This window comes from Pseudomonas sp. LJDD11 (assembly GCF_024584215.1).
GTDB lineage: Bacteria > Pseudomonadota > Gammaproteobacteria > Pseudomonadales > Pseudomonadaceae > Aquipseudomonas.
The window spans coordinates 12,709-35,472 of sequence record NZ_JANJFL010000007.1 but is presented as its reverse complement, the minus strand read 5'-3'; the positions used below and the strand labels follow the sequence as shown (position 1 = coordinate 35,472).

General features: G+C 62.3%; 18 protein-coding genes. 8 read left to right on the top strand and 10 right to left on the bottom strand.

The window, feature by feature from the left end:
* Position 1: 1 nt before the first annotated feature.
* Both minD and minC read right to left on the bottom strand, forming a co-directional pair.
* Positions 2-811, bottom strand: a complete 810-nt coding sequence (gene minD, locus NRB16_RS10590; protein ID WP_045481444.1) for a septum site-determining protein MinD — start codon at positions 809-811, stop codon at positions 2-4.
* Between the two features lie 221 nt (positions 812-1,032).
* Positions 1,033-1,776, bottom strand: a complete 744-nt coding sequence (minC, locus tag NRB16_RS10585; protein WP_045493656.1) for a septum site-determining protein MinC — start codon at positions 1,774-1,776, stop codon at positions 1,033-1,035.
* Positions 1,777-1,897: 121 nt separating this feature from the next.
* On the opposite strand from minC, the gene NRB16_RS10580 reads away from it, so the two are divergent.
* Together NRB16_RS10580 and NRB16_RS10575 are read left to right on the top strand one after the other, a co-directional pair.
* On the top strand, positions 1,898-2,827 hold the full coding sequence (locus NRB16_RS10580) for a lipid A biosynthesis lauroyl acyltransferase (RefSeq protein ID WP_253116839.1): 930 nt from the start codon (positions 1,898-1,900) through the stop codon (positions 2,825-2,827).
* Between the two features lie 26 nt (positions 2,828-2,853).
* Positions 2,854-4,029 carry a patatin-like phospholipase family protein gene (locus NRB16_RS10575; RefSeq protein WP_253142757.1) on the top strand — a complete coding sequence of 392 codons (1,176 nt, stop codon included), beginning with the start codon at positions 2,854-2,856 and terminating at the stop codon, positions 4,027-4,029.
* A gap of 125 nt (positions 4,030-4,154) precedes the next feature.
* Here the strand turns inward: NRB16_RS10575 and NRB16_RS10570 are convergent, their stop codons facing one another.
* Positions 4,155-6,599 (bottom strand): TonB-dependent siderophore receptor, encoded by a 2,445-nt coding sequence (locus NRB16_RS10570; protein WP_373568450.1) that lies wholly within the window; start codon positions 6,597-6,599, stop codon positions 4,155-4,157.
* 177 nt (positions 6,600-6,776) lie between these two features.
* On the opposite strand from NRB16_RS10570, the gene NRB16_RS10565 reads away from it, so the two are divergent.
* From NRB16_RS10565 to NRB16_RS10555, 3 genes are all read left to right on the top strand, one after another.
* Positions 6,777-7,724 carry an aldo/keto reductase gene (locus NRB16_RS10565; RefSeq protein ID WP_253116843.1) on the top strand — a complete coding sequence of 316 codons (948 nt, stop codon included), beginning with the start codon at positions 6,777-6,779 and terminating at the stop codon, positions 7,722-7,724.
* A gap of 119 nt (positions 7,725-7,843) precedes the next feature.
* Entirely contained in the window at positions 7,844-8,293 is a 450-nt protein-coding gene (locus NRB16_RS10560; protein ID WP_257106124.1) for a cell division protein, read from the top strand.
* A gap of 11 nt (positions 8,294-8,304) precedes the next feature.
* Complete coding sequence (locus NRB16_RS10555; RefSeq protein ID WP_257106190.1) at positions 8,305-10,758, top strand: alpha/beta hydrolase; 2,454 nt, start codon at positions 8,305-8,307, stop codon at positions 10,756-10,758.
* Positions 10,759-10,820: 62 nt separating this feature from the next.
* On the opposite strand, the gene NRB16_RS10550 is transcribed toward NRB16_RS10555, so the two are convergent.
* The 3 genes from NRB16_RS10550 to NRB16_RS10540 form a co-directional block, all read right to left on the bottom strand.
* Positions 10,821-12,086 carry a cation:dicarboxylate symporter family transporter gene (locus tag NRB16_RS10550; RefSeq protein WP_253116847.1) on the bottom strand — a complete coding sequence of 422 codons (1,266 nt, stop codon included), beginning with the start codon at positions 12,084-12,086 and terminating at the stop codon, positions 10,821-10,823.
* Positions 12,087-12,153: 67 nt separating this feature from the next.
* Complete coding sequence (locus NRB16_RS10545) at positions 12,154-13,362, bottom strand: aminotransferase class I/II-fold pyridoxal phosphate-dependent enzyme (RefSeq protein ID WP_257106123.1); 1,209 nt, start codon at positions 13,360-13,362, stop codon at positions 12,154-12,156.
* Positions 13,359-14,033 carry an RraA family protein gene (locus NRB16_RS10540; protein WP_045481417.1) on the bottom strand — a complete coding sequence of 225 codons (675 nt, stop codon included), beginning with the start codon at positions 14,031-14,033 and terminating at the stop codon, positions 13,359-13,361. Before NRB16_RS10540 ends, NRB16_RS10545 begins: the two co-directional genes overlap by 4 nt.
* A gap of 136 nt (positions 14,034-14,169) precedes the next feature.
* Between NRB16_RS10540 and NRB16_RS10535 the strand changes: the two genes are divergently transcribed.
* A complete protein-coding gene (locus NRB16_RS10535) occupies positions 14,170-15,075 on the top strand; it encodes a LysR family transcriptional regulator (protein ID WP_045481413.1) in 906 nt (301 codons plus the stop codon).
* Positions 15,076-15,116: 41 nt separating this feature from the next.
* On the opposite strand, the gene NRB16_RS10530 is transcribed toward NRB16_RS10535, so the two are convergent.
* The 4 genes from NRB16_RS10530 to NRB16_RS10515 form a co-directional block, all read right to left on the bottom strand.
* Positions 15,117-17,087 (bottom strand): choline BCCT transporter BetT, encoded by a 1,971-nt coding sequence (locus NRB16_RS10530; protein WP_045481409.1) that lies wholly within the window; start codon positions 17,085-17,087, stop codon positions 15,117-15,119.
* Positions 17,088-17,273: 186 nt separating this feature from the next.
* Positions 17,274-18,056: an OmpA family protein gene (locus NRB16_RS10525; RefSeq protein WP_045481406.1), complete on the bottom strand. Its 783-nt coding sequence runs from the start codon at positions 18,054-18,056 to the stop codon at positions 17,274-17,276.
* A 55-nt stretch (positions 18,057-18,111) separates the two neighbouring features.
* Positions 18,112-18,525 carry a DUF4398 domain-containing protein gene (locus NRB16_RS10520; protein ID WP_045481402.1) on the bottom strand — a complete coding sequence of 138 codons (414 nt, stop codon included), beginning with the start codon at positions 18,523-18,525 and terminating at the stop codon, positions 18,112-18,114.
* 249 nt (positions 18,526-18,774) lie between these two features.
* Positions 18,775-19,083 (bottom strand): hypothetical protein, encoded by a 309-nt coding sequence (locus NRB16_RS10515; RefSeq protein WP_045481399.1) that lies wholly within the window; start codon positions 19,081-19,083, stop codon positions 18,775-18,777.
* A 130-nt stretch (positions 19,084-19,213) separates the two neighbouring features.
* Between NRB16_RS10515 and ppc the strand changes: the two genes are divergently transcribed.
* Positions 19,214-21,850, top strand: a complete 2,637-nt coding sequence (ppc, locus tag NRB16_RS10510; RefSeq protein WP_257106122.1) for a phosphoenolpyruvate carboxylase — start codon at positions 19,214-19,216, stop codon at positions 21,848-21,850.
* A 241-nt stretch (positions 21,851-22,091) separates the two neighbouring features.
* Positions 22,092-22,739 carry an adenylate kinase gene (gene adk / locus NRB16_RS10505; RefSeq protein WP_045481392.1) on the top strand — a complete coding sequence of 216 codons (648 nt, stop codon included), beginning with the start codon at positions 22,092-22,094 and terminating at the stop codon, positions 22,737-22,739.
* Positions 22,740-22,764: the final 25 nt, after the last annotated feature.

The window sequence follows — 22,764 nt, the reverse complement described above, 5'->3', positions numbered from 1 at the left end:
GTTAACCCCCGAACAGACGTTCAAAGAATCCTTTCTTTTTCTCATCCAGGAAGCGATGTTCCCGGTCCTTGCCAAGCAGGCGGTCGACGGCATCACTGTAAGCCTGGCCGGCGTCGCTCTGTTCATCGAGGATCACGGGAACACCCTGGTTGGACGCTTTGAGCACGGCCTGGGATTCAGGAATCACGCCCAGCAGGGTCACTGCCAGAATTTCCTTGACGTCATCCACGCCGAGCATTTCGCCCTTGCTGACGCGCTCCGGATTGTAGCGGGTCAGCAGCAGGTGTTCCTTGATCGGGTCTTCGCCGTTTTCGGCGCGGCGCGATTTGCTGGCCAGCAGCCCCAGCATGCGGTCGGAGTCACGGACCGAAGACACTTCAGGGTTGGTGACCACAATGGCTTCGTCGGCGAAGTACATGGCCAGGTGGGCACCGGTTTCGATGCCGGCCGGCGAGTCGCAGACGATGTATTCGAAGGACTGGCGCAACTCGTTGAGCACGCGTTCGACGCCGTCTTTGGTCAGGGCTTCCTTGTCGCGGGTCTGGCTGGCTGCCAGCACGTACAGGTTTTCGATCTTCTTGTCCTTGATCAGCGCCTGCTGCAGGTTGGCTTCGTTGTTGACGACGTTGACGAAGTCGTAAACCACGCGGCGTTCGCAGCCCATGATCAGGTCGAGGTTACGCAGACCGACGTCGAAGTCGACGATCACGGTCTTGTGGCCGCGCAGTGCGAGGCCGGTACCGATGGCGGCGCTGGTGGTGGTCTTGCCCACACCACCCTTGCCGGATGTAACTACGAGAATCTTGGCCAAGGTGTTTCACCCCTAGAGGATACGGACTATTGAAAGTCCCTGAAGAGCGTCCCTTGAAGCGGCGTCAGTAGAGCAATGCCGGAAATCATCAAATCATCGGCCTTTTATAGCGTCCCGTCGGGTGGCGCTGGATAAAACACACGTGTTTCTGAATTTCCTACAACCTTTGCTACGTTTTCGCGACGAGTCAGAGATGCTTAGGTAAATAGCGGCAGTATCCGTTAAAGCCGAATGATGTTCAACACGTCCCCGGACAGGCTGACCTGCACGCCGGTGCCCCATAACGGGTCCCTGCGCAGGTCTTCCGAAACCTTGTACTGACCGGCGATCGAGACCAGTTCGGCGCCCATCTGCTGGCAAAAAATCCGGGCCTTGGTGTCTCCTTTGATGCCGGCCAGTGCCCTGCCGCGCAACGGGCCATACACATGGATGTTGCCATCGGCCAGAAGTTCCGCACCGGGGCTCACTGGCGCTACCACGACCAGGTCGCCGCCCTGAGCATAGATCTGTTGCCCACCGCGCACCGGCGAGGTAATGACGCGGGTTGGCCGGACGGTCGGCTCGGGTGGCTTTTCCGGGGCTTTCGGCGCTGGCGGCGCGGCTTCTATCGGCTCCAGCGGCCGCTCGCGGGCACCGGAGGGCGGCAGCACCGGCAAGTCGATGGCAATCGCTGCGGCGATGTCTTCGATGCGGCTGGCGCGGATCGCCAGGGTCCGCAGGCCATGCTGACGGCAGATACGCACCAGACCCGGCAGGTCGACCGTGCCTTGCTGGGGCGCAATCTTGTCCAGAGCCAGAATCAGCGGCGTATTGCTGAAGAAATTCGGGGCCAGGGCGACCTTGGCTGCCAGTTGTCTGTCCAGAGCCTCAAGGTCAGTGCGTGCCAGTTCCATAACGGTGATGGCCAGCATGCTGCCCTTGAGCTGAAACACGGGGTCGAGGTTTTGCGATTCGGTCTGACTCATGGTCGGCATAGACAACAGCTTGTCGCTAAAAGTGCCGAGACTTATAACGAGAACATCCGTCAGCCGCAAGCCATGGCGAACCGATGTAGAATGCGCGGCCATTGTCCTGACGGAAGCCTAAATGGACCGCCCGCATTTTCGACCGTATTTTTTGCACCCGCGTTTCTGGGCCCTGTGGCTGGGCCTGGGGCTGCTGTGGCTGATCGTGCAGTTGCCGTACCGGCTGCTGCTGGTGCTTGGCCGCTGGCTGGGGCTGGTGATGTACGGGTTTGCCGCTGATCGAAAATACATTGCCGCACGCAACCTGGAGCTGTGTTTCCCTCAGTTGTCGGCGGCCGAGCGCAAACGCCTGCTCAAGGAAAACTTCGCCTCCACCGGCATTGCCTTCTTCGAAATGGCCATGAGCTGGTGGTGGCCACGACAGCGGCTGGCCAGACTGGCGCACATCGAGGGTTTGCAACACCTGCGTGAGGCGCAGCAGGCTGGCGAGGGCGTGATCCTCATGGCCCTGCATTTCACCACCCTGGAGGTCGGCGCGGCGCTGCTCGGCCAGCAACACACCATCGATGGCATGTACCGCGAGCACAAGAACCCGCTGTTTGACTTCATCCAGCGCCGGGGCCGTGAGCGGCACAACCTCGACTCGCTGGCGGTCGAGCGCGAGGACGTGCGTGGCATGCTTAAACTGCTGCGCAAGGGCCGGGCTATCTGGTATGCCCCGGATCAGGACTATGGCGCCAAACAGAGTGTCTTTGTGCCGCTGTTCGGCATCCAGGCCGCGACCGTGACCGCAACCAGCAAATTTGCCAAGCTGGGCAAGGCTCGCGTGGTGCCGTTTACCCAGCAGCGTCTGGCCGATGGCCGTGGTTATCGGCTGGTGATTCATCCGCCGCTGGAGCACTTTCCCGGTGAAAACGACGAAGCCGATTGCCTGCGTATCAATCAATGGGTAGAAAAGGCCATTACCGAGTGCCCTACGCAATACCTGTGGGCGCACCGGCGCTTCAAAAGTCGGCCAGAAGGTGAGCCGAGGCTGTACGCAAAAAAATAAAAAATGGATGACTGAGGTTCGTTTTGATGGTTGAACCCGCAGTAGTTGGATCTTCAGATCAGGCCGTGACAGGCCTGATTCTTTCCGGTGGCGGTGCGCGTGCCGCCTATCAGGTCGGGGTTCTGGCCGGTATCGCCGACCTGCTGCCGTATGGCGCAATGAATCCGTTTCCGGTGATCGTCGGTACCTCGGCCGGCGCGATCAATGCGGTGAAACTGGCCAGCGACGCCATGCGCTTTCGCGTGGCGGTCCATCAACTGACCCTGTTCTGGCAAAACTTTCGCAGCCATCAAGTGCTGCGCAGCGACTGGCCGGGGGTGATTCACCAGGCCAGCCGCTTCGTCGGCAAGAGCCTGCTGGGCCTTGGTTCCCAAGCCCCCGTGGCGCTGCTCAACAGCTCGCCACTACGTGATCTGCTCACCGAACGCATGGACCTGTCAGGCATCGAGCAGGCCATCGAGGCGCAACACTTGCGCGCGGTGGCGGTGACGGCGTTTGGTTATGAGTCTGGGCAGGCGGTGACCTTTTACCAGGGCAAAGGCAGTATCGAACCCTGGTTGCGTCATCGACGTGTGGGCCTGCCTTCGCGCTTGACCGTGGATCACCTGCTGGCCAGCTCGGCGATCCCGTTGTTGTTTGCGCCGGTCAAGGTCGAGCAGGAATATTTCGGTGACGGCGCGGTGCGTCAGTCGGCGCCGATCAGCCCGGCGCTGCATTTGGGGGCCAACCGGGTGTTGGTCATCGGGGTCAGCGGCAACCCGCGCGGGGTGCAAGCCCAGCCTCAGGTGCACCGGGTTACCACGGGTAATCAGCCGAGCATGGCGCAGATCAGCGGTCACCTGCTCAACAGTACGTTTATTGACAGTCTGGAAGGCGACATCGAGTTGCTGGAGCGGCTCAATACGCTCAGTGCACTGCTGCCCGACGAACAGGCGCGCCGTCAGCCGGGCATGGCGCCAGTCGAGGTGCTGGTGATCTCGCCGAGTCGCCCGCTGGACGAAATCGCCGCACGCCATCGCCACGAGCTGCCGCCAGCCTTGCGCACCTTTCTGCGCGGCCCGGGCGCGACCAAGACCAGCGGCGCCAGTGTTTTGAGCTACCTGTTGTTCGAAGCAGGCTATTGCAGCGAACTGATCGAACTGGGCCGGCACGACGCCAAGGTGCAGGGCGAAGAGCTCAAGCGGTTTCTGCGTATTGCCTGATTGAACCTGTGGGGCCTATCGCGCAGCAAACACATGACCCGCCGTAGGAGCCGCTTCAGCGGCGAAGGCTAGCGGCGGAGCCTTCGCGGCTGAAGCCGCTCCTACGGCGGGTCATAGCGCCGATATCAGAACCCGACAGTCGCCGACAGCAGGTAGGTACGCGGGGTCGACAGGGTCAGGCCTGGTTCGCTGTCGTCGGAGGCACCGGCCGAGGCCCAGTAGGCTTTGTCCAGAACGTTCTCGACATTGGCGCGCAGGGTGACGTCGGTGCTGTTGACCTTGAAGGCGTAGCGCGCGCCGAGGTCCACCCGTTGCCAGCTATCGATGGACTTGCTGTTGGCCTGGTCCAGATATTGCGAGCTGGAGTGGATGCCGCGGGCGGTCAGGGTCACGCCCTGTACGCCTGGCACATCCCATTCGGCGCCGAGATTGACGTTGTACTTGGGCGTGGCCGGTGCGCGGTTGCCGTCATAGACACCATTGACCGTGTCGGTCAGTTCGCTGTGGATGTACATCACCCCGCCCAGCAGGCGCACGCCTTGCAGCGGTTCACCGAACACGTTCAACTCCAGGCCGGTGTTTTCACGCTTGCCGCTGGGGCCGAATACCCGTGTGGTGGCGTTGGTCTCGTAGGCCGGCTGCTTGACCCGGAACACGCTGGCGGTGAAGGCCATCGACCCCAGGTCGTATTTGCTGCCGATCTCGACCTGACGGCTGATGAACGGCGCGAAGATCTGGTTTTCGTTGATCGAGGTCGACGGGGCGATTTTGCCCAGACTCAGGCCTTCCATGTAGTTGGCGTACAGCGACCACTGATCGGTGACCTTGTACACCACGCCGCCGGAGGGCGAGAACTTCTTCTCGTCGTAGGCCGTCTCGCCACGCACACCATCGCTCCAGTCTTCGACCTGCACCCGCTGGAAGCGTCCGCCCAGGGTGACCAGCAGACGGTCATCAAAGAACCCCAGGGTGTCGGCCAGGCCGATACTGTCGAAGCGGTTCTCGGTGTAGTCCTTTGAGTCCAGGCGGGTCGGGGTGTTCGGCAGAGCGCGTTGCACCGGGTTGTAGATATTGCCCGCTGCGGTGGCATAACGCGCGCCGCCGTTGGTGAAGTCCATGTAAAAATGCGTGGCCGAGATGTTCAGCTCGTGGCTGACCGGGCCGGTCTGCAGCCATTTGCGCGCCCCCACGGTGGCGGTGCGTACGCTCTCGTCACGGGTGAAGAAGCGTGGCGAGACAGTGAAGTCGCCGGCGTTGTTGCTGACCGACACTGCATGACGCATGAACTCGTGGTTGCTCTCGCGGGCGCCGACCGCGCCGTAGACCATGAACGAGTCGCTGATGTCGTATTCGGCGTTCAGATCGCCGAAGGTGTCGTTGGTACTGGCCCAGCTCCAGGCCTGGGCGTAGTTCTTGTCGATGGCGCCGGCACTGGGGACCCGGGCGTTGGCGCCGACCTGGATACGCTCCTGTGGCGCATCGGTATCGCGTTCGGTGCGGCCGATATCCGCCGAGACGCGCAGCCGCTCGCCACGGAAATCCAGGCCCAGCACCGACAGTTCGCGGTCAACGTGCTGGTGATCCCACTCAGTATCACCGGACTGCTTCACGCTGTTGAAGCGGATGCCGTATTCATTGTTGTCACCAAAACGCCGGCCCAGATCCACGGCACCGCCAACCTGGCTGTCGGAGGCGACGCTGCCGGTGAACTCGGTAATGGGTTTATCGGTGGCGCGCTTGGCGACCACGTTGACGCCGCCGCCGATGCTGCCGCGTGGCGAAATACCGTTGAGCAATTGGTTGGTGCCTTTGAACACGTCAACCCGGTCGGCCATTTCCATGTCGATGGAGTAGGTCGGCAACACGCCGTACAGGCCGTTGTACGACACATCGGTGTTGAACAGGCTGAAGCCACGAATGGTGAACTGCTCGAAGCGCCCGCCGGCCGGGTTGGTGGCGCGCACCGACGGGTCACTGGCCACCAGGTCGCTGAGGGTCCGGGCCTGCAGGTTCTTGGCGGTTTCGCTGGTATAGGTGGTACTGCTCAGCGGCGTGTCCATGAAGTCCCGCGAGCCGAGCAGGCCCAGCGAACCGCGCCGCGCCACCTGATTACCGGCGTAGCGCTCACCGTCACCGTTGAACGACAGAATACTGGTGCTGACGATCGCGGTGCTGCCCAGTTCCAGCGTGCCTGCGCCGGACGCCTGAGGGGCCGGAACCAGGGTGTAGCTGCTGCTGCCCACGCTTTGCAGTTGCAGGCCGCTGCCTTGCAGCAGTCGGGCAAAGCCGTCTTCGACACTGTAGCTGCCCGACAGGCCGGTGCTTTGCCGACCCTGGACCAGTCCTGGTTCTACCGACAGGCTGACCCCGGCCAGCCCGGCGAAACGGGTCAGCGCCGAGCCGAGATCGCCGGCCGGGATGTCATAGCTTTGCTGCTGGGTCTGCGCAACGGCCATTTGCGGCAGCAGCGCGGGTACGCCCAAAGCCAGGCCCATGCCCAGATTCAGGCACAACGTTGAGCGGGAAATCGAGGACGCCAGAAGCGAACGGCGGCGTGGCAGTGCGGGCATTGAGGTGCTCTCTTTTTGAGTACTGATAACACTCATGACACGCGAGACAGGAAAAGGGGACAGGCCGGCCAAAAAAATCTGCCCGCAGAGCGATTTAATCCCGATGTCATCGAACCGACGGGGCTCTGCGGGGTTCCGATACTCAGCTATTTAATGCAATCGAGGGGGGAGACCATCATGCAACGACGCACTCTGGGCGCGACCGGTTTCGACATTTCGCCGCTGGTATTCGGCGGCAATGTATTGGGCTGGACCATCGATGAGAAAACCAGCTTTGCGGTGCTGGACGCCTTTATCGACCACGGTTTCGATGCCATCGACACCGCTGACGTCTACTCGGCCTGGGCTGAAGGCAATCAGGGCGGAGAGTCGGAAACCATCATCGGCAACTGGCTGCAGGCCCGGCCGGGGCTGCGCGACAAGATCCGGTTGTTTACCAAGGTCGGTTCGCAGATGGGCAGCGAAGAGTGCAAAGGCTTGTCGCAGCGCTGGATCGATCAGGCCGTGGAAGCGTCACTGGCGCGGCTGCAGACCGATTACATCGACCTGTACTTCTCTCACTGGCCCGATCCTGAGGTCGCTTATCAGGAAACCCTGGCGGCTTACGGCAAGCTGCTCGGAGAAGGCAAGATCCGCAGCATCGGCGCGTCCAATCTCAATTATGAGCAACTGGTCGAGGCCCTGACTGTCGCCCAGCAACCGGGCCTGCCGTCCTATCAGGTGCTGCAACCGGAGTTCAACCTGTACGACCGTGAAGGCTTTGCCGGCGACCTGCAGCAACTGTGCATCCATGCCGATATCGGTGTGGTGACCTACTACAGCCTGGCGTCGGGCTTTCTGTCCGGCAAATACCGCTCCGAGGCTGACCTGCACAAGAGCCAGCGCGGCGGCAGCATCGGCAAATACCTCAATCGCCGTGGCCTGGCGATTCTCGATGCGCTGGACGACGTGGCGATGACCCACAGTGCCAGCCCCTCGGAAGTGGCACTGGCCTGGCTGCTACGCCAGCCCGGCGTCACGGCGCCGATTGTCAGCGCAACCAGCGTGGCCCAGGTCGAAAGCCTGGCCCGTGCGGCGACCTTGCAATTGAGTGATGAAGAGGTGCTGCGCTTGAGCAGGCTTTGATTGATCGCTACTGAATAGGTCGACCCGAGCGTCAAGTCGAAGGGTATAGCGGGATGCTTACCCGCTTGTGCACAACTCGCTACACTCGCCAGCTTTCAAGGATTTTCCCGGGACCTGGAATGCCACCTTCATCCTCGCAGCAGCGCAAACACCTGATCCGCTGGCTTTATCTGGTTGCCGGTGGGCACCTGCTGGGCGGGTTGCTGCTCAGTTGGGCGGCGCCCAGCGGGCTGTTCGATCAGTATCTGGCGTCGCTGGAACAGGCGTTCTGGGGAGCCGTTGCACCGCTCGCGGCGCGTGAGCAGCAGACCTGGTGGCTGGCGCTGTTTGGTGCGACCTTGCAGAGTTATTCGCTGTACATGCTGGCGTTGATTCATATCGGCAGCCGCGTGCGCCAGCCGATGGTCTGGGGCTGGCTGATGGCCGGGCTGCTGCTGTGGGCGCCGCAGGATATTGTGATTTCCTTGCAGGCCGGCGTCTGGTCGCATCTGCTGATCGACAGCCTGGCGCTGCTCGCGCTGGTACCGCCGTTGCTGTGGCTGTACCGTCATGACCGGAGTGCAGCGTGAGCAAGCCCTTGATGTACCTGTTGGCCGGCAACGGCAGCACCGCCCGCTGGTGGGATGATGCGCTGCCACACTTTCACCACTACCGGGTTCAGGCGCTGGAGTTGCCGGGCTTTGGGAACAACCCCGAGCCACCCTGCAGTGACCTTGATGGTTACGTCAGTGCGCTGATCGCCGCCACCCGGCCCGGCAATGCGATCATGGCCGTGGGTGTCAATGCCTTGCTGGTGTTGCATGCCTTGCAGCGTCAGCCGGGGCACTTTTCTCGCAGTGTATTGCTGGCGCCGGTGGGCGCCTTTCTTTGGCAGCGGCGGCTTCCGGCGCTGATGTCGCCGCTGCCGATTCGCAAGACCATCCATTGGCTGCTGGCCAATCGGCCGACCTTGTTCGCCAGCAAGTTTTCCCGTCGCAGCTGGACCCCGGCGCAGTACCAGCGCATGGGCGAGGGGTATGCGCGCTGCCGGGCGTTTGTGCCGTATTGGGATCTGCTGCGCGCCAGCACCGCGCTGCCATTGCTGGAATGGGTCCAGGACCCGGTCGAGCTGGTATGGGGCGATCAGGATGGCGTGCTCGGCATCGAACAGGCGGCGGCCTGGTCGGCGATTCTGGCGCGGGCCGATTTGCGCATCAGCCTCAAAGCGGGCTGGGGGCATTACCCATGGATCGATGATCCGGCCGGTTTCGTTGGCTGGCTGGAGTCGGGCGAGCAGGGCTTTGTCGCCCACACCAAGGGCGGCCGCCTGCAGCTGGCGCAAATGGCCGGGCAACCGGTGCCGGCGGCGCTGGTTGTGCAGAGCAGCAGCGACTCGCGCCTGCCAGAGTTACTGGGCGCGGCGGCCGATACGCTTTGGGCGGTGCGCTCATCCAGTTTTAGCGAGGATCAGGCCGATGCTGCCAATGCCGGGTTGAGCACCACCTTCCTGCGTGTTACGCCCCAAGAGCTGAGCGCACGGGTTGATGAGCTGCTTGGTGCGGGTGTCGAGCAAGTGGTGGTGCAGCGCTTCATCAAACCAGTGATTTCCGGTATTGGTTTCGTGCGCCATCTGGCGGTCGAGCTGGAGTGGGTCGAGGGGCACCTGGAGTCGCTGGCCGACGGCCAGGTCAGCCCACAGCGGGCGACGATTTCCCGATTGGGCGAGGCGTGGAGCAGCGGATCATTCAAGCCTTGTCACGGGTTGACCCAAACGATGCTCTGGGACTTTCTGCAAGGCGTATTGCGGGTTTTTCACTACGTGCCTGGCGATGTGGAATGGGCCTGGGACGGCCAGCAGTTATGGCTGTTGCAGTACCGGCCGATCAGCGATTACGGCTGGCGTCGGCATTTGACGGCAGCGAACATCGCCGAGATCCTGCCGCCGCAGCCGAGCCGGTTTGTCGAGTATGGCCAGCGCCGTGCTGCTGCGAGTATTCCGGCGATCATGGCGGGTTGGGATGCGCGGGTGTTGCAGGATAACGAACCCTTCACCGCCGTGTTTGGCGGCGCGTCGTATATCAACAATGACCTGTTCCTGGCGCGTCTGGCCGATTGGGGCATTCCCTCCAGCCACTATGCCGGTGAAGTCGGCGGCGCCACGCCTCACCTGCCGATGCGACCCTGGCGGCTATTGCGCTCATTGCCGGTGTTGCTGCGCATGCAGCGTATTGCGCGTAGGCACCTGTTGACCCTTGAGCAACAGTTGCAGCGCTTCGACGCCGAACTTGCGCAACAGGTCGAGCAGGGCGCCAACGGCCAGCAACTGGCCGACTGGTTCAGCCGCTTCTACGTGTTCGTGGTGCAGGGCAACCTGTGCATTGCCACTGCGTTGGCCAGCAGTGGTGGGGCGGCGCTGGGCCGGCCACCGACGGCATACGACAACCTGCAAAACTGCCCGCACCGGCTGCCCTGGGAAACTGACCCTGGCACGCCACGACCGGCACTGACCGCCTTGCCGCTACAGGCTTTCCCGCAATGGCCGCTGGCAATCGGCCTGGCGCACAAAGTCGGCTTGCCAGGACTGCGTGGCTACTACCTGCAAGTGCGCGAGTGGTATCGCGACAACCTGATGCGCATTTTCTTTCGTCTGCATCACGCCATGCCCGAGGCCGAGCGCGGGCATTGGTTCGCGCCGCATCCTGACGTGCGCAACCGCGATGGCAGCTTCTGGCAGGACGGCCGTGAAGGTCGCGAGCAGGCGGCCGGGTTCATGATTTATCCGGGGCAGGTGCGCGGCATTCTGGGCCAGGACATTTTGCTGGAAGACACCCTCGATCCTGGCCGTCATGCGCATTACCAGGCCGCCAAAGCGGTGATTGCGCGAATGGGCGGACGGTTGTCGCACGGCTCGACGCTGTTGCGTGAACTGCGCAAGCCATCGGCCGTGCTGCCGCAGGTTGACCCGGCCTGGCTGGGTCAGGAAGTGATTTACTGCGATGGGGTCTTGCGGCGGGCGGAGCAAAATCCGCCGGGTCCAGAACAGCCGCGGTCTTGAAAGATTGGCGCCAGCAGAACTGCCTTCACGTTTACCGAGGCAGTTCTGCCGACAACCCTGTCTTAGCGTGCGTTCAGATCTTCTGCTTGCTGTAGTTGTACACCATCGCGCTGTTCCCATCGTGCTATCACCAGCGGCGCAAGAGCATTGCCCAGCACATTGAGGGCGGTGGTGGGCATCTCCATCAGGCGGTAGACGCCGGCGATGAAAGCCACGCCTTCGAGCGGCAGACCGGCACTGGCCAGGGTGGCGGACAGGATCACAAACATGAACCCCGGCACGCCTGCTGCGCCCTTGGAGGTCAGCACCATGGTCACCACCAGCAGTGCCTGCTGGGTGAGCGACAGTTCGATACCGTATAGCTGCGCGACAAACAGGGTGCCGATACCGAGAAACAGCGAAGCACCGTCCAGGTTGAACGAATAGCCCACCGGCACCACGAAGCTCACCAGCGAACGTGGCGCGCCGTAGCTCTCCAGCTTCTTCATCAGTTGTGGCATCACCGCGGCGGAGCTGGCGCTGGAGAAGGCCAGCAACAGTTCATCCTTGATGTGGCGCATCAGTCCGAACAGGCTGATGCCGTTGTAACGCGCAATACTGCCCAGCACTACCAGTGTAAAGAACAGGATCGCCACGTAACTGACCAGAATCAGCTTGCCCAGCGGCAGCAAGGAGCTGAAGCCGAAGTTCGATACCGTGACGGCGATCATGCCAAACACCCCGATTGGTGAGTAGGCCATGATCATTGAGGTCACCCGAAACATCGCATCCGAGACTGCGCGCAGGGTGTCGATCAGCGGTGCCTTGCGGGCTTCATCGAGTTGCCCGACTGCCAGACCGAACATCACCGCGAAAAACAGCACCGACAGCAGGCTGCCCTGGGCCATGGCGTTGATGATGTTGTCCGGGATGATGCCGACGATGATCTGGCCCAGGCCGCGATGGGCATCGGCGCCCGGTACTGTGATGGCAGCGGCTTTGAGACTGCCCAGTTCAGTGCCCGCACCAGGTTGCAGCAGGTTGCCGATCAGCAGGCCGATGATGATCGCCGTAGTGGTCACTGCGAAGAAATACAGCAGCGCCCGCACGCCGATGCGCCCCAGTGCCTTGCCGTCACCATGACCGGCGATGCCGACCACCATGCACGAGAAGACGATGGGCACCACGATCATTTTCATCAGCTTGATGAAGATGTCGCCGGCCGGTTGCAGGACGTTGGCCACCAGCCATTGTTTCGAGTCCGGGAATTCATGCAGCAGCGCGCCAAGGGCGATGCCGGCCACCAGACCGATGAGGATTTGCCAGACCAGGGGGATACGAGGTTGCATAGAGACACCCTAAATGCGTTGTTGTTATAGGCAGCGTCTGGCCATCCCTGGCCGCAGTATCCATTAATCAGCTCAGGCGCTCTGCGGCGTCCTTGAAGCGGCGGCATCCTTGTTCGATGACCTCAATGGCGCTGGCAAACGACAGGCGAATATACGGCGACATGCCGTAAGCCGCGCCGCCTACCGTGGCCACACCGGCCTCGTTGAGCAACCAGGTCACCACGTCGGTGTCGCTGTGCAGCACGGCACCTTCCGGCGTACGTTTGCCGAGCAGGCCCGAGACATTGACGAAGGCATAGAACGCACCCGCCGGCGGCGTGCAGCTCAGGCCGGGAATCTCTGCCAGCAGATCCAGCATCCGTGCCCGACGCTGCTGGTAGATCTCGCGCATCGCCGCGATGGGCTGCTGGTCACCGGCAAATGCTGCGACGGCTGCGGCCTGGCTGATCGAGCTGGGGCAGGTGGTGGTCTGCGACAGCAGCTTGGCAACCGCCGCGATCAGAAACGCGGGGCCGGCACCGAACCCCAGGCGCCAGCCAGTCATGGCGTAGCCCTTGGACGCACCGTTGATGATCAGGGTGCGCTGCTTCAGGTCTGGGGCGACATTGAGCAGTGATACATGCCGCGCCTCGCCGAACACGAAGTGCTCGTAGATTTCGTCGGACATCACCAGCACCTGTGGGTGGCGACGCAAGACGTTGGCCAGCCCCGACAGCTCGGCCTCGCTGTACACCGCACCGCTGGGGTTGTTGGGGCTGTTGAGGATCACCCACTTGGTGTGTGGAGTGATGGCTTGTGCCAGCTCCTGCGGGCTGAGCTTGAAGCCCTGGGCCTCGCTGCCGGGGATGATCACCGGGTTGGCGCTGTTAAGGCGGGCAATGTCCGGGTATGAGACCCAATACGGCGTGTGCACGATCACTTCATCGCCGGGGTTCAGGGTCGCGGCCAGGGCGTGGTAGATGATGTGCTTGCCGCCGCAGCCGGCGACCACTTCATCAACCGTATAAGGCAGGTCGTTGTCGCGTGCCAGTTTGGTGACGATGGCCTGGCGCAGCGCCAGGGTGCCGGTGGTGGCGGTGTAGTGAGTGTCTCCGCCGCGCAGGGCCGCTTCGGCCGCTATGAGGATGTGCTCCGGGGTGTCGAGGTCTGGTTCGCCTACGGTTAAATTGACGATATCGCGACCTTCGGCGCGCAACTGGCTGACCAGCGCGTTGGCGGCGATGCTCGGCGAGGGCTGGATGTCCAGCAGGCGCTGGGAGAGAAAAGCGTGGCTCACAGGTCGTTCTCCAGCAGGCCGAATTTCTTCAGTGGGGCTTCGATCCACGATTGACTGGGGTTGCCGGTGGCGATCTCGGCTTTAACTGCTTCTTCGAACTCGGCATGCCGGGCCGCTGCGCGCAGGACGTCGTCGGCCAGTGCCTGCGGGAAGGCCACCAGGCCGTCTTCGTCGCCGACGATCAGGTCGCCCGGTTCGATGATCATGCCGCCAATCGACACCGGTACGTTGATTTCGCCAGGGCCGGTCTTGTACGGGCCGCAGTGCACCACGTCACGGGCATAGCAGGGCACGTCTTCGAAGCTGGCGACATCGCGGATCGCACCGTCGATAACGAAGCCCACGCAGCCGCGCTGCAGCGCATACAGCTTGATCAGCTCGCCGATCATGGCGTTGGTGGTATCGGCCTGGCCGTCCACCACCAGCACATGGCCGGGCTGCAGCAGGGTCAGCGCCTTGTAGATGTACAGGTTGTCGCCGGGGCGGGTCTTGACCGTCAGTGCGGTACCCACCAGCTTGCCGGAGCGGTTGTAGCGGGTCAGGCCACGGGCACCAATGTGCCGGCCCAGATTGTCGCTGATGTGCGGGGTGACCACATTGTGCAGGGCTTGAACCACCGCGCTGGAGGCCAGCGGTGGCGAAGGCAGGATGCGGGTGCCGGGTAATGACATGAGAACCTCCGGTTGGGTGAGCGCCGATCAAGGCTGTGGTCCGGATGGTAGGGCTGGCGTATAAATACTTTTAGCGATATTTTTCGCTGATTAACCATCACTAAAATGAATGTAAAGACGTCCAGGAGCGCACCGGGTGGTCACTTTCAAGCAGATGGAAGCGCTGTTCTGGATTGCCGAAACCGGCAGTTTCGAAGCTGCCGCCAATCATCTGAACATGTCGCAGTCAGCCATTTCCAAACGCATTCAGGAGCTGGAAGACACCTTTGAGGTTCAACTGTTCGACCGCAGCAAACGCAACGCCCGGCTGACAGAAAAGGGTGCCGAACTGCTCGACTGTACCCGCGAGTTGCTGGAGCGCCGCGACGTGCTGCTTGAGCGCATCAGCTCGCAGAACGTGCTGGTGCGCCGCCTGCGCCTGGGGGTGACCGAGCTGACTGCATTGACCTGGCTGCCGGCGTTCATCGACGCGATTCGCCAGGCTTATCCCAAGGTGCAGATCGAGCCTACTGTCGAACTGAGCAGCGAGCTGTTGCGCAAGCTGGAGGGCGATCAACTGGACGTGATCGTGATGCCAGATGTGCTCGACGATGTACGCTTTGTCTCGGTCCCGCTGCAGAGCGTCGACAACACCTGGATGTGCGCACCGGGCATGCTGCCGGCTGACCGCACGGTGGACCTGACCGAACTGGCGCAGGTGACCGTGCTGACCCAGGGGGCAAGCTCCGGCACCGGGCTGATCTATGAGCGCTGGCTGGCCCTGCACGACATTCAGTTGCCACGTACGCTGACCAGCCACAATCTGCTGGTGCAGGTCGGCCTGACCATCTCTGGTATCGGTGTGAGTTATCTGCCGCAGAACTGCTTGTCACACCTGACCGGACGCGGGGTGCTGCAAGTGGTGCGCACCCTGCCTGAACTGCCCCCCATTCAATACGCCGCGATCTACCGTGCAGATCGCCGCCATGGCATCAACCCGCACATCGTCGAACTGGCCAGCCAGCATTGTGATTTTGCGCGGTTGTTGATGGCGATGGGCTGAGCGAGGTTATTTACCAGGCCCAGGCCGCGCCCTGATTCGGTTCAGTCACCGACCAGATGCAAGAAGTGCATGTGCCGCTCGTACTGGTCGAGGATGTCGCCGATCACGTCTTCGCGTGACCAGCCCATCACATCATGGTCCTGGCCGCCTTCGCGCAGGTGCACTTCGGCGCGGAAGTACTTGCGCTCTTCGCTCTGGGTATCACCCATCACGAAACTGGGCATCGCATAGGCTTTGGGAATCACCGCATACAGGTATTCAGGGTTGTCCAGCGGGCCGACGGTCAGCCTTACACTGCCATCCTCACCGTCGTCCACCTGGCAGGCATAGCCCTGGCGACGCCACTCTTCGGCCACCGATACACAGGCCGGTTTGGCCACTTCGCTGATAAAGCGCACCACGTGGGCGCGACGCGGGAACATCGCCATGTTGCGCAAGCGCCGCTGCCAACTGCCGGGGGTACGGGCGGTGGACGCCGAGATACTGTAGTGGCGCAGGCCGCGTTTGGTCGCGTCGAGCTTCAGCGCTTTGAGCAGGCCGCGCATGCTGAACAGCAGGGCAATGGTGAAAGGCAAGGCACTGGCGATAGTCGCTGTCTGCAACGCCTTCAAGCCATCGGCCAGCAACAGGGCGATGGCCACCAGGCCCATGCTCGCCGCCCAGAAGATCCGTTGCCACACCGGGGTGTGGTCATTGCCGCCCGAGGCCAGCATATCGACCACCATGGCCCCGGAGTCAGCCGAGGTGACGAAGAACACCACCACCATGATGATCGCCAATACCGAAATGAAGCTGGCGAACGGGAAGTGCTGCAAGAAGGCAAACAACGCCAGCGCGGTGTCTTTGTCGATGGCAGCGGCCAGGTCGGCCATGCCCTCATCGAGGATCAGGTGAATCGCGGTGTTGCCAAACACGGTCATCCACAACAGGGTGAAGGCGGTCGGCACCAGCAGCACGCCGGTGACGAACTCGCGGATCGTCCGGCCGCGGGAAATGCGCGCGATGAACAGGCCCACAAACGGCGACCAGGCCAGCCACCAGCCCCAGTAGAACAGGGTCCAGCCGCCGATCCAGTCGGACGGCTCATAGGCATACAGGTTCAGGGTGCGGCTGACGATGTCGCTGAGGTAACCGCCGGTGTTCTGTACGAAGGTTTGCAGGATCAACACCGTGGGGCCTAGCAGCACCACCATCAGCAACAGCAACACGGCCAGCCCCAGGTTCAGTTCCGAGAGGCGGCGGATGCCCTTGTCCAGGCCTGAAACCACCGACAGGGTGGCCAGTGCCGTCGTACCGATGATCAGCACAATCTGCACGCCGGTACTCACCGGTAAGCCGAACATGGCGTTCAGGCCGGTATTGATCTGCGCGACGCCGAAGCCCAGCGAAGTGGCCACCCCCAGCACCGTACCGATGATCGCGAAGATATCCACGGCATGGCCGATCGGGCCGTTGATGCGTTCGCCGATCAGCGGGTAGAGCGCTGAGCGCAGGGTCAACGGCAGGCCATGACGGTAACTGAAGTAGGCCAGAATCAGCGCCACGATGGCGTAGATCGCCCAGGCGTGCAGACCCCAGTGGAAGAACGTGATCTCCATCGACTCGCGCGCCGCCGCCACGCTGTAGCCGTCACCGTAGGGTGGGTTGATGAAGTGCATCACCGGCTCGGCGACGCCGAAAAACATCAGACCGATGCCCATGCCGGCCGAGAACAGCATGGCAAACCAGGTGGTGCTGCTGTAGTCGGGGGTGCTGTGGTCCGGACCGAGCTTGATATCGCCATAGCGGCTGATGCCGAGAAACACCACGGTGCAGAGGATGATTGCGACCGCGAGGATGTAGAACCAGCTGACATTGGTGATGATCCAGTTCTGGATCAGGCTGAACATGGTCTGCGCGGTGCTCTGAAAGGCGCTGGTGAACAGCACCAGCAGCAGAAGCAGGACTGCCGAAATCCAGAACACCGGTGGGTTGAGGGCGGATTTTGGGGTTGGCTCGTTCTTCTGGGCCATAGCTGATTGCGATCTCCGATCAAGCGAATTGCACACGCCGTGGCGCGGGTTGAAACACGGTGCTTAAGCAGGGGCCATGAAGTCCAGCGCGATTGCGACCGTCGCGTACCTGTGCTCGACATGACATCCACAAAAAAGCCCCGCAAGCCAGGGCTGGCGGGGCTTTGGTTAACTCACCTCAAACGATCAGCGCAGGGTCGAACGTGGCGCGACTGGCTGGTTGTCGTTGGAGATGGTGACTTCCACACGACGGTTCATGGCGCGGCCGGAATTGCTGGTGTTGTCGGCCACCGGATATTCCTTGCCATAGCCCTGAGCGACGATGCGCAGCGGGTCTACACCGGCACGCACCAGTGCTGCGCGCACCGAATTGGCACGGCGCTCGGACAGTTCCTGGTTGTAGCCAGCGGAGCCGGTGCTGTCGGTGTAGCCTTCGACGATCACTTTGCGGTCAGGGTTTTCCTGCAGGAAGCCGGCCAGCTTGGCAATGTTACCCTGTGCGCCCGGCTTGAGTTCGGCCTTGTTGTAGTCGAACAACACGTCACCGAAGGTCACCAGCGTACCGCGCTCGGTCTGCTTGGCGTTGAGGCTTTCCTTGAGTTTGGCGATCTGCGCGTCGCGCGCATCCAGACGAGCCTTGGCGCGTTCGGCGCCGGCTTTCTGCAGATCGGCTTCAGCGGTACGCAAGGCGATGGTCTGCTTGGCCACTTCGATACGCTGAATGGTCAGGTACGAGAGCTGATCGACCTTCTTGGCGTCTTCGCCGTCACGGAAGGCTTTGTCGGCCTTGGTCAGCCAGTCGTTGGCGTCCTTGGTTTCCAGGGCCGCAACCTTGGTCGCTTCAGGGTTGCTTTGCAGCGCAGAGAAGTTGGTACGCGCTTGCTCCAGGCTTGGGTTCGGCTTGGTAGCGCAGGCCCCCAGGGCAACGCTCACGGCCAGCAGGGCAGGGATCATCAGTTGTTTGCGCATGGTTTGGTCGTCCTTAAATCAATGGCGAATACGTGAAAATGCGAAAGGGAGCGGCTTACTGGATCTGACGCTGGCTTTCTTCACGCAGTTCGTTCACACCTTGGCGAGCGTCCTGCACGGCTTTCTGGGCCTTGGCGGCCTGGGCTTTGCGTTCGGCAACGCGCGCGTCCCACTCGGCCTGCTCGGCCAGACGGCGTGCTTCGTCATACTTGTGATCCTGCATGGCCACATCGGCCTGGCGCAGCTTGTCTTGCGCGGATTTCATTTCCACTGCAGCGAACTCGGTGCCACCGGCGCTGACTGCGCTGTTCACCGCAGACTGGGTGACTGCGTACTGTTCCGACGGCGGGTTGCCGGCACAGCCGGCCAGTACCAGAGAGCTACCCAGTGCCAACGCAGCCAGTTTCAGCCCACGCAGACGTGCGAACGGGGTTTTGGCAGTGAGGTTGTTCATGGTCATCAACTCCATTGTTTAACTCCAAGTGCTTGGTTATCCATGACAGTGGCGGCCGGGAAGTGAGGCAAGCGACGCTTGGGCGCCTGTTACCTGCGGTCTGTTCCTGTAATGGCTAATGGGTCGGACCTGTGGCTTTTTTAAATAGTTCAGAGATTTTTCCAGGCTGCCCGGTCAGCTTTTTCGGGGCAGGAAACCACCGGTGTGGCGTGCCGTGAACGCCAAAAGCCCTCCAGGCAGAGGGCTCGGGAAAGACGCGGGGGGTTACCTGAGAATTCGTTGCTCGGCGGCTACGAACGCCGGGGTTTTGCCGGCATCGGCGTACACCGGCTCGCCTTCTTCGACGCGGATCACCTCTGAACCTTGCACGTAAGGAATGGCCGCTTCGGCTTCTTGAAGCGCCGCATGCAGCAGGCCTTCGGTGATGGTCGCTTCATCCAGGCCGTAGGCTTCGGCCAGCGCCTTGATTTTCACCAGGTCGTGACGGTACAGGCTCAGGGTCACTTCACTGCGTTCGTGCTGTTGCCGGGCCTTGGCTTCCCATTCGCTGAGCAGGGTCTGAAAACTGTTCATCAAGATGCCTCCACGAGTGTCGGGTACTGCCTTTGGACCCTTGCGATGTGCCGGGGGTTCGCAAAGGGTTTGGCAGCAGCGGTTTTTTGCGGCACTGTCGGTCTCACAACAACAGTAAGGAGGACTGAGGATGGCCGATATAGATGCCCGTTTGCGCGAAGACGTCCACTTGCTGGGCGAACTGTTGGGCAACACGATCCGCGAGCAGCGCGGTGCCGACTTTCTCGACACCATCGAGCGCATTCGCAAGGCCGCCAAGGCCGGCCGCCGTGGTTCAGCACAGGGTGCCGAACAGCTCACTGCCAGTGTCGCCAGTCTGGAGGAAGATGAGCTGCTGCCGATGGCGAGGGCTTTCAACCAGTTTCTCAACCTGGCCAATATCGCCGAGCAGTACCAGTTGTTGCGCCGCCGCGACGACAGCCAGGCTGCGCCGTTCGAAAGCACGGTATTGCCTGAATTGCTCGAACGCCTCACCCAGGCCGGGCACAGTAGCGAGGCGCTGGCCCGCCAGTTGGGCAAGCTGGACATCGAACTGGTCCTCACCGCCCACCCTACAGAGGTGGCGCGGCGCACCCTGATCCAGAAGTACGATGCGATTGCCGATCAACTGGCCGCGCTCGATCACCGCGACCTTAATAGTCAGGAATACGAACAGATTGTCACCCGCCTGCAGCGGCTGATCGCTGAGGCCTGGCACACCGAAGAAATCCGCCGTACCCGGCCCACGCCAGTGGATGAAGCCAAATGGGGCTTCGCAGTCATCGAGCATTCGTTGTGGCAAGCCATCCCCAGTTACCTGCGCAAGGCTGATCAGGCGCTGCACGCCGCCACCGGGTTTCGGCTGCCGCTGGACGCCGCGCCGATCCGCTTTGCGTCGTGGATGGGCGGCGACCGTGACGGTAACCCCAACGTCACCGCCAGTGTGACCCGGGAGGTGTTGCTGCTGGCGCGCTGGATGGCGGCCGATCTGTACCTGCGCGACGTCGACAGCCTGGCCGCCGACCTGTCGATGCAAGAGGCCAGCGCCGAACTGCGCGCCAGAGTCGGCGACAGCGCCGAACCCTACCGCGCCGAACTCAAACACTTGCGTGAGCGACTGCGGGCCACGCGCAATTGGGCGCATGCTTGCTTGAGTGTCCCCCAGCCCGCGCCAGAGGCGGTGCTGCATGACAACCGCGACCTGCTCGAACCCCTGCAACGGTGTTATCAGTCGCTGCATGACTGCGGCATGGGCGTGATTGCCGATGGCCCGCTGCTTGATTGCCTGCGTCGGGCGGTGACCTTCGGCTTGTTCCTGGTCAGGCTCGACGTGCGCCAGGACTCCAGCCGGCATAGCGCGGCGATGAGTGAGATCACTGATTACCTGGGGCTGGGCCGTTATGAAGACTGGAGCGAAGACGCCCGCATTGAATTTCTCACTCAGGAATTGAGCAGCCGGCGTCCGTTGTTGCCCGCCCATTTCAAGCCGGCTGCCGAGACCGCCGAGGTGTTGGCCACCTGCCGGGAAGTGGCGGCAGCGCCGGCTGCATCGCTGGGCTCCTATGTGATCTCCATGGCCGGTGCGGCTTCGGACGTGCTGGCGGTACAACTGCTACTCAAAGAGGCCGGCGTGCTGCGGCCAATGCGCGTGGTGCCGTTGTTCGAGACCCTGGCCGACCTGGATAACGCAGGACCTGTGCTCGAGCGGCTGCTGGGGCTGCCGGGTTACCGCGCACGCTTGCACGGCCCGCAGGAAGTGATGATCGGCTATTCCGATTCGGCCAAGGACGCCGGCACCACAGCGGCGGCCTGGGCGCAGTACCGGGCCCAGGAAACCCTGGTGAATATCTGCCGCGAACAACAGGTCGAGTTGCTGTTGTTCCATGGCCGCGGCGGTACGGTCGGACGTGGCGGCGGTCCGGCTCATGCGGCGATCCTGTCGCAACCGCCGGGCTCGGTGGCGGGGCGGTTCCGGACCACCGAACAGGGCGAAATGATCCGCTTCAAGTTTGGCCTGCCGGGCATCGCCGAGCAGAACCTCAATCTGTATCTGGCAGCGGTGCTGGAGGCGACGTTGTTGCCGCCACCACTGCCCGAGCCTGGTTGGCGGGCCCTGATGGATCGCCTGGCCGATGACGGCGTTAAGGCCTACCGCGCGGTGGTGCGGGAGCATCCTGAATTTGTCGAGTATTTCCGTCAGGCTACGCCGGAGCAGGAGTTGGGGCGCCTGCCATTGGGCAGCCGTCCGGCCAAGCGACGTGAAGGCGGGGTGGAGAGCTTGCGGGCGATCCCATGGATCTTCGCCTGGACCCAGACCCGCCTGATGCTGCCGGCCTGGCTGGGCTGGGAGGCGGCGCTGGGCAATGCACTGCAGCGCGGTGAAGGCGAGCTGCTGGCGCAGATGCGCGAGCACTGGCCGTTCTTCCGTACCCGGATCGACATGCTGGAAATGGTCCTGGCCAAGGCCGACAGTGATATCGCCCAGCTCTACGATGAGCGTCTGGTCGCTGCGCCACTGCAGCACCTTGGGGCGCATTTACGCGACCTATTGTCGCAGGCGTGCGCGGTGGTGCTGGGCCTGACCGGCCAGCAGCGGCTGCTGGCGCACAGCCCCGAGACGCTGGAATTCATCAGCCTGCGCAATACCTATCTGGACCCGTTGCACCTGTTGCAGGCCGAACTGCTGGCCCGCTCGCGCAACCGCGAAGCGCGTCTGGACAGCCCGCTGGAGCTGGCCCTGCTGGTTTCAGTGGCGGGTATTGCGGCCGGGCTGCGCAACACCGGTTAACGGATTGACCCGGGCTTGGCAGGTCAGTGGCGCGGCGTGCGCCGCTGGCACCGCCAGGCTATTTAGCCGACTACTGTAAGGCCTGGCGATGCGGCTGTGGCTGCGACCTTGGGCGGCTTGTGCGGCCAGAGTCGGCTGTGTATCTTGATCAACCTTTTGGCCTTTGGCCGTATTTGAGTTTTTCGATTGGCCCAAGAGGCGAATCCGACGATTGCATATAAAAATTTTGAGGAGCATGACGATGCGCGTGATTCTGCTGGGAGCTCCGGGCGCCGGAAAAGGTACTCAGGCAAAGTTCATCACTGAAAAGTTCGGCATTCCCCAGGTTTCGACCGGTGACATGCTGCGCGCTGCAGTCAAGGCTGGCACCGAGCTGGGCCTTAAAGCCAAGAGCGTCATGGACGCCGGCGGCCTGGTATCCGATGACCTGATCATCGGCTTGATCAAAGATCGTCTGGCTCAGCCAGACTGCGCCAATGGCGTGCTGTTCGACGGTTTCCCACGTACCATCGCCCAGGCCGAAGCCCTGGTCGAGGCTAACGTAGGCATCGACCATGTGGTTGAAATCGCCGTGGACGACGAAGAAATCGTCAAGCGTATTGCCGGGCGCCGCGTACACGAGGCCTCTGGCCGTGTTTACCACGTTGAGCACAACCCGCCGAAGGTCGAGGGTCAGGACGATGTGACCGGCGAGCCGCTGGTACAGCGCAAGGACGACACTGAAGAGACCGTGCGTCATCGCCTGTCGGTCTATCATTCGCAGACCAAGCCGCTGGTTGAGTTCTACAGCAAGCTGGGCGCCGAGAAGGGCACGCCCAAGTGCAGCCACATCCCGGGTGTTGGCAGTGTCGAGCAGATCACTGCCAAGGTGTTGGCAGCGCTGAGCTGATCCGCACCACCCGACAATGACAAAT